Consider the following 7,474-nt stretch of genomic DNA (forward strand, 5'->3'; position numbering starts at 1 on the left):
TCTTGCTTGTCATAGACCCTACTTCTCACGAATTGGGGTCTCCGGAAAAGCCGGGCCGGTTCAATATTCTCGGAAAACGGCGACATAAGACGGTGATCTAGGAATGCCCGGATGATATCAGCACAGGTCTCGTCGGTGGGCTCGATACTACCTTGAGCGTTAAATATCAAAACCAGCCCAAACTGCTGGTGATGCTGTCTCAGCCTGTCCATGAACGCAGCATTCTTATAGTGGCCCTTCTCCCTGATAGCGCATACGCGGCGCAGATGTAGCTTATTGCTCCCTACGAATGCAATCAGGGGCGCAATCGTGGAGAATAGCGACGAGAACTCATCCTCGGCCTGAAGCACAAGGAAGTCGTCGGCATGGGCCTGCTTATAGTTCAGGACGGACTCAAAGGCCCCCTTATGGGATATCAGCACATTGTCACCCAGGATGAAGAAATCCACATGCCGCGAGACACTGAAACTCGGGGCTTCCTGCAAGGTCAATCGATCATCGGCAAACAGTACAGAGAGATAATCGACTGCCTTTTTTGATCGCCATGACGCATCTGTTTTCCGGACGGCATAAAGAACGGAGTCACCGCTCACCAATTTCACGACATAGAAATCGGTATTTCGAACCTGCTTTAGATTTGCGACTTTCTTTGCCGGAAGTTCGGCTCCCATCTGGGCAGTCACCAGTCCCGCATGGGTGACCAAGCTATCGATGTGCAAGGCACTATGCTCATTGTTTTGAGCCAAGAGAGAGTATTCAATCACTTCCGTTATGCGGCCTCGCTCTTGGCTGATCGCTTGCTTCAAGGCAGCATCCAGGTTCGGCTCAGTCTCGATCCAGTGGCCTGTAAAGACGGGAATCCCTTTCGAGACGGATTTTTTGAAGACCCAGAGCGCAACGGTAGCGCCGTCTATGTCGAAATCAGTGAACGCTTGCGGGACCGGCATCTTTATCTATCCGTGCTTTGATTGGCCTTAACAACGAGGATGTCCTGAATTGCAATCTGCCTGTGACGCTCACCCGCCGCGACGTGGCCATGTACCAGGGCATTGCCAGCCTGCTCAGTTTGGTCTCCGACAAAATGATAGGAGATATCATAGAGGCGCCAGCCGAACGCAATCAGAAGCGGGTTCAGAATGACTTGCCCAGAGCGGTAAGTGATCCAGAACATCCAGCCCAAGAAGATCAGGAATCCCACAAACTTGCCGGTTTCCTGGTAGTCAATGCTCATGAAGGAGACCACATAAGGGAGCGTGTAATTCATGAGGTCCGCCGGGACATGCTTGACTTGCGTTAGTTGGATTTCGTGTTTGGGCCGGACGGCAGCAAGAGCGATCAGCGTCACGGCAAAACAAACGACACATGCCAGAAAAATTCCGAGTGCAAAGTTCGGATTCTTCAACGGTAAGGAGCAACCTTCTTCCCAAATCTTCCAACAGAAATCTTGTTGCAGCCGCGAATAGTCCAAGTTTTGCGCTAACAGGATCAGACTTAACGGCAAGCATGAGCCGACGAAGATAAAAAGCGCGGTAATCAGGCGAAGCTGCATGCTGCACCGTCCTCATAATTCTGAAACAAAAGAGATGGATTAAGCCCATTTCTTGTGGCGCAGGCAGGCTTTTCGCGCCAATATTGCATCATCTGAAGCTGATTCATCCTATCCGATTGAGAGACAGGACGACTTCCGGCGTTCGCAGAAATGACGGGAGCCCCGACGACGTGCTGCCCGCCGAAGAGATGCGTTGAAGGATTTGCAGGCACGGCATGCAGGCAGCGCGTGATATTGATGGTAGTTTTGAAAACGCTGACGATCTGCTTTGGCAGGCCGCTGCCGAGCGCCTTCCCCAATACGGAAGCATTCGCGTGCGGCGTTCCGGCCGGATTGGTCCTCTGGTGGAATTCGCGATGGCTCGGCGTATCTTCTCCGACGCTTACAATGCGGTTTCGTTCGAACCCAGGTTTGTAGATATGGTGGACCAGGCGCTCGACCAAGGCACCATCACCGGCAACGGGGTGCGTGATGTTGCGGGCATATTTCCCCTAGCTCGGCATGACCCCACCTCCCAAGATCAATCCCTTTGGGATCAATGGGCCAAGCATGCCGAGAACGCGGCTGCGACTCGCAATCTTCCGCGCCGGCTTGTAGAGGGGTTGCTTGGCGCATTGGGCGAGTTGCAAGATAACGTCTATGCGCATAGCGGCCGCATCGAAACAGGGCTTGTGGCCTATGCGATAAGTGACGGCGCTTTCGAGTTTGTCGTTGCCGATGCCGGCTTGGGCGTGCTGGCGAGCCTTAAGCAAAATTCTGAATTTGCGAACCTTGAGAATTCCGGCCAAGCCTTGCGTGCAGCTCTCCACGACGGTGCATCTCGATTCGGTCGAGAGTCGGGGCACGGCTACGGCATCGGTCAGCTTTTTCGTGCGTTGGCGCATGAAAGAGGTGACCTACGGTTTCGCAGCGGGGATTATGTCCTCGCGCTTAGCGGGAACAACTTGAGCCTGACGGGCAAAATGGAGATTGCCAAAAAAGCTGCCCTGCCCGGGTTCGTAGTTTCGGTCCTGTGCCGCACCTCTCGTCCGCCGAACAATACGGACCGGAGCTAACGGTTTCTGCATTTCCCTCTCGATTGCCGTCCGCACCGTGTTGATGTTATGAGCCAGTAGTTCATCGAGGGGAGCGTCGGCTTCGGTCGGCCAAGCAACCCAGCGCAGCCGTCCAGCCTCATTCAAATGAGCCCGACGCCGACGATGCGTCAGCGTGAAAGCATCGGTTTCGAGGAGCGTTACCCTGCGAAAAGCCTGATTGAGTTGCGGCAAGACGCGACGCCCGCCACGTACAATGATATCCAAGGGTCTTCCCACACGACGCGCGAGTAAGACCAGTTGGGCCGCATGGAATTCGATCCGCTCGCCGCGACCGCAACCGGTCGCGAATTCAAAAGCGACAACGCCGATTTCCGACCGTTCGCGGATCAAATCCGCCCACCGCTGGTAGTCATGTTCGGTTCTCGCGTTGAGATGGAGCGCCACCGGCAGCCCTGCTGACGCAAATTCCGCCCATGCCATAAAAATCCGCTTCATAGCGTGCAGGTTGTCGGTCCTCGGCACGTCGGTGAGGACGCTGTAATTGGGCGTGGTTATCACGGTGATTCCAAGATCGCGGAGCTGTGCAATCAACCTCGATCGATCTTCCAGTTCCCACCAACGCTCGATTGCCGGGTCCTTGCCCACACCGCTCACAATGATCGAGGCACCGGGAGGCACCAGAAACCGCTGAGCCAGCTCTTCCCGCGTGCGCACATGCAGTTCCCCTGTACCGAGATTAACGAGTTCATAAAGGGAAATCGCCACAACCGGCTCGTTGATGGTTGAGGCGCGGCGGTATTTGTGATGGATGAACGGCACGACGAGAGGCAAAGCAGGCAACGGCAATTCGGCGAGGCGAGGTACATCACCAAACTCGAAACCATTGATCTCCCGCAGCCTGGCAACGAAATGCGAAGGATTAAAGCGGCAGATCATGTCGCATTTTGATTTATCCTTGCAGGTGCATAGGCCGTGGCAATCCAGAAATACACCGGCTTCCGTGTGAAGTCCGCCGCAGATGCCAAAGTCCTTGCAATTGCGGCAACCCAATGCCGGCGTATGGATGGTGGGATCGTCCCACAGCCGTTGGGGCTGGCGGAAAGTCCGAGAGGGTTCATAGGCAGGACGCGTACTCATTTGAAATTTACCTCCGCCGTATCACCAAAGAGACCAACGTGGGTCACGTGGGCTTCGACAAAACCCTTACCGGTCGCGACCGCCGCATTGATTTCACTCGCAGGATTGCGAATGCGGCCCACCGCATGAAGTCCTTTTGTTACTGCCAGTTCCCCGCTACTGCGTTCGACTAGGCAGGTGTCACCAATGCTAACCCGAGCACCAGGTGCTAACTCCACCGTAACCCTGTGGCTGGCTTCCGTAATGGAGAGGTCAAACAGCGTCGGGCTTTTCAGGCGATCAAGCCCGCCATTCCACCGCTTTCGCCACGGTTTTCCAGTATCGCGGCGTATGTAATCGAGTCCCATCAGCCAACCTCCAACAGTGGTGCGAAACTTTTTGTTTTGCCGACACGGCGTTCGACAACAAGGCCCTTCGCCGCGAGAGACGACAGCCGATTATTCCAGGCAGTCGGGCCGATTTTTCCGTCGTCGCCGAGCGCGGCAAGCTGTGGAGCGGTCGCCGCGCCGAGACGCTTGATATGATCGAACGTGACACGAAGGACCGGCTCAAGCTCTCCGACCAGAGAGATATCGGAGAGATGGCCACTCGCCGAGCGCTTGCACGACCAAAAGACATCCCCTCGTTGCCGGGCAAAGAACTCAAGTTCCTCAGCCACCGTGGGGCTCATATTCGCGACTACCGGATATAAGTTTGAGGAACCGTTTCTGGCAAAATCACGAAACCCTACTACGCACTCACGCAGGAACGATGATGTGGCCACATCGATACCGGCGAAGTCCAGGAACACGATCTCCGTCTCGGCGGACGGCTGCATCGCCGCGATAAGATCGGACAACACTTTCCGCCCGGCCAAACTCCCGGTCAGAATGGTTTTGTGTCCCGCCAACTCGGGTATCAAAATGTGCAATTCACTATCCTCATTTCACGAAATGAAGATAGTGACGATAGGCAAAAGCGTCAAGGTAACGATTAATGAATTTTCTTCACAACGTTATTCAGATCGCTGGAACCGATTGTTTTGGAATGAAGGAACGGAGCGCAATCGGAAGGGTGCATTCCTGCCATTCGCAACATAAACAATGAGGGCCGGCGTGAAACGGTATGCAGACATTATTTCCGCGCAGGCACAGAAATATGCAGGTACTCAATTCAAGTCTGAGAACACAGATACTTGTAAAGATTCGATACACTCAGCCACACAAATTTTATCTCTCGCTCATCTAGAAATATTCCGAGCAAGGCGCTATGAAAACAACGAATATTTCGTGCCGACTACTGTCGGGATTAGCAACCCTCTATCCAGTCTGGTATTCCGCGCTTCGCACGAAGTCTCTGGTACCAAAAGGCAAGCGTGGCACGCCGCGCCGTGCATGTGGCGGTCATCATGATCACTCTCTGGCGAGTGCTCGGCGCAGATTGGATCATTTGAGCATAGCTCCAAGTGTCTTACCGCACGTTCAAGTATGTCGCCAACTTGGTGGGCTACGCCGCTCAATCCTCCGAGTGTGCCCTGTCCACCTGCCGTTGAGGTGTAGATAAGAATGCCGAACCGGTCCGCCTGCGAGGTCCCGCTGGAATAGATACGCTCCTTCAAGGAGGAAAGCGGATAACCGCATTCTAAGGACAATTCGGACATCATGGCGTGTGACAAGGAATGAAGTGCCCAGTTGGCAATACCGAGATAGTTTGGAGATCGCCCAAAACGTTCAGCCTCCTTTCTCTCGGCCTCTTTCAATACTTGGGCGCGAGAGACTACCTCTGGCTCAATGAGCCACTTCTTGATGAATTCGGGATCAACATGGAGAAAAATACCTTCACCGAATTGCTCAATCGCCGGCAGCCAATCCACGTTCCGCGAGAGGTCTGCACCGTCCACAGCAAGTTGAATCTCATCTAGCTCGCTCTCGGCAGCCGTTGGAGGAGGTTCTAGTCGTGTGAATCCATAAAGGCAGGTGACTTCGCGTAGCCGATGGACCTGCACGACGCTCTTCAGAAAACTCGACCACGGCTCCGTCAAGCCAAGCTGCTCGCGCGCCAACGTTTCCGCGAACAGATGCGATGTTGGGCCGTCGTGACCGATAACGCGTGCTCCGGAAGCGAGCATGTCGAATTCCGCAACTCGCGGATTTGCAGATGTCTGGTCGCTTTCACCCGTTTCCTCGTCGAGGGCACCCAAGATTTCCGCATCTTTGAAATCTCTGAATGCGTCTTTCGTTTGTGGAAGGCTTCTTAAAATATCGATGAAATTGGGCAAGGCGCGGATGGAATCGATCGTCGGACGATGTTCCTGTATCGTCTGACGCGCGCGATCGTCGGTTTTCGTCAGTGAAATGACCGTGACCGTCTGAGCAAAATAGGTGTTTGTCGCTGACCGCGGCAGAAGACGCAGATCATTGGAGCAGATTTCTCCAGGCAAATGCTGTGGTTGAAGCCAAGGGCTCTTGCACTGGCAGCCGCCGATAAACTTGGGCTTGTAGAGATCGCCCATGGTCAGAGAGGAACCACATGTGCATCGGACTGAAATGTCCGAAGGATCGGAACTTACGCCTTTCTCTACCCAGTACATCGGCTTTCTGCAGGACCTGTCCCCATTCCGATGCACCAACCACCGCCAGTCAATATCCTGCAGATGGCCCTTAGCGCAGGCTGCCACAAAGCGGATTGGGTTAACTTCGGCACGCTTTCCGCCATCACCCTTGTAAGAAAGCTTACCGGCATTTGTCACAGAAAGATCGGTGAATTCGACCATTCGTCGCCGCTTCTCTATTTGGGCAACTGTCGTCGCTGGCGCCCCGGACTCGCCATCGTCACCAGAACTAGAAGATATCGTGCCACCGGCATCAACGGTGAACCAAGTCGGAAAAATAAGAACCTCGACGCCCGGCGCACGATCGCCACGCTTATCCTCGTCGAATGCCGGCGGCTGGCGCAATCCCATGAAACTCGTGCTGAGCTTGGTGCCCAGTTGCTCCTTCAGAAGCTTGACGAGGCGGTCCTCAGAGATTGGTTTGACATTGGCACCGCTATCCCATCCTTGAAGCCCCGACACAATCACCGCTTGGTCAGGCAGATCGATCATTGCCCCAGGCCCATAGGTAAGAAGCAGTTGGCTGAAGGATTGAGTTACATCGGCCATTGAAAATCTCGCTTATGAAAACACGCGCCCGTCGGGCCGCCGCAATTTGAGGAGCGCCACGGGCTCGGTGTCCCGCATGGAGCGGGCTGCAATGAAGAACTTGTTGCCGGGTTGTTGCTCCAACGGCTCCTGAAGCAAACGCTTGACGGGCTCGGCCTTCGCATAGGTGAAGACTTCACCATTACGGGTCTGTCGGTCGGCTATAGTCGACCATTCGTCTCTTAACCCGTCAAGACGGGCCATACACCGATCGATGAGTTGTTGTTCCAGCTTAGCCGTCTTCATTTTTTCTTCGACGGTCAACCTCACGCGTCCGTAGGCCGCCGCATTGTTCGCGATCCGCTCAGCCGAGAGGTTCGGCGTAAGGTCGGGCTCCACATGGCGCGCCGCTGCAACCAGCATGGCCGCCAATGCCCGATCCAAGGCTCGCGGCGAGAACGGCGTTACACTCGTGGCTTCTACTGCGCGGTAGAAACTCATGTGGAACGCACGGAATTGTTCGTAATGCGTACGGTCGCGTGGCTTGTGGATATTGAGTAGCGTGATGACTAGGTCCTGTTGACAAAGTATGGCAGCCATATCTTTGCGGCTGCCAGGGCGAGGAATGCCGAG

Annotated in this window: 8 protein-coding genes and 1 pseudogene; all 9 read right to left on the bottom strand. The window is 54.7% G+C overall.

The features are described from left to right. On the bottom strand, window positions 1–947 hold a 947-nt coding region (locus NNZ72_RS25090; RefSeq protein WP_257318414.1), incomplete at its 3' end, for a Kiwa anti-phage protein KwaB-like domain-containing protein. 2 nt (window positions 948–949) lie between these two features. Then, window positions 950–1,549: a KwaA family protein gene (locus NNZ72_RS25095; RefSeq protein ID WP_257318416.1), complete on the bottom strand. Its 600-nt coding sequence runs from the start codon at window positions 1,547–1,549 to the stop codon at window positions 950–952. After that, entirely contained in the window at window positions 1,534–1,992 is a 459-nt protein-coding gene (locus NNZ72_RS25100) for a hypothetical protein (protein WP_257318417.1), read from the bottom strand. Before NNZ72_RS25100 ends, NNZ72_RS25095 begins: the two co-directional genes overlap by 16 nt. 48 nt (window positions 1,993–2,040) lie before the next feature. Then, window positions 2,041–2,433: a hypothetical protein gene (locus tag NNZ72_RS25105; protein ID WP_257318418.1), complete on the bottom strand. Its 393-nt coding sequence runs from the start codon at window positions 2,431–2,433 to the stop codon at window positions 2,041–2,043. A 12-nt stretch (window positions 2,434–2,445) separates the two neighbouring features. Next, a complete protein-coding gene (locus tag NNZ72_RS25110; RefSeq protein ID WP_257318419.1) occupies window positions 2,446–3,723 on the bottom strand; it encodes a DUF4417 domain-containing protein in 1,278 nt (425 codons plus the stop codon). Further along, the gene (locus tag NNZ72_RS25115; RefSeq protein WP_257318420.1) at window positions 3,720–4,070 is read right to left on the bottom strand and encodes a hypothetical protein; all 351 of its coding nucleotides are present in this window, start codon (window positions 4,068–4,070) and stop codon (window positions 3,720–3,722) included. Before NNZ72_RS25115 ends, NNZ72_RS25110 begins: the two co-directional genes overlap by 4 nt. Further along, window positions 4,070–4,633, bottom strand: coding sequence for an STAS-like domain-containing protein (locus NNZ72_RS25120; RefSeq protein WP_257318421.1), 564 nt, complete (start codon window positions 4,631–4,633; stop codon window positions 4,070–4,072). The genes NNZ72_RS25115 and NNZ72_RS25120 overlap by 1 nt, the downstream gene beginning before the upstream one ends. A 336-nt stretch (window positions 4,634–4,969) precedes the next feature. After that, the gene (gene drmB / locus NNZ72_RS25125; protein ID WP_257318423.1) at window positions 4,970–6,862 is read right to left on the bottom strand and encodes an MrfA Zn-binding domain-containing protein; all 1,893 of its coding nucleotides are present in this window, start codon (window positions 6,860–6,862) and stop codon (window positions 4,970–4,972) included. Window positions 6,863–6,874: 12 nt separating this feature from the next. Then, window positions 6,875–7,474, bottom strand: a pseudogene (locus tag NNZ72_RS25130) (hypothetical protein); the annotation flags it as partial.

It is taken from the genome of Shinella pollutisoli (genome assembly GCF_024609765.1).
GTDB lineage: Bacteria > Pseudomonadota > Alphaproteobacteria > Rhizobiales > Rhizobiaceae > Shinella > Shinella pollutisoli.

Coding starts and splice junctions, on each gene's coding strand:
- NNZ72_RS25095 (WP_257318416.1), bottom strand. CDS start 1,549: ATGCAGCTTCGCCTGATTACCGCGCTTTTTATCTTCGTCGGCTCATGC.
- NNZ72_RS25105 (WP_257318418.1), bottom strand. CDS start 2,433: ATGCGCCAACGCACGAAAAAGCTGACCGATGCCGTAGCCGTGCCCCGA.
- NNZ72_RS25110 (WP_257318419.1), bottom strand. CDS start 3,723: ATGAGTACGCGTCCTGCCTATGAACCCTCTCGGACTTTCCGCCAGCCC.
- NNZ72_RS25115 (WP_257318420.1), bottom strand. CDS start 4,070: ATGGGACTCGATTACATACGCCGCGATACTGGAAAACCGTGGCGAAAG.
- drmB (WP_257318423.1), bottom strand. CDS start 6,862: ATGGCCGATGTAACTCAATCCTTCAGCCAACTGCTTCTTACCTATGGG.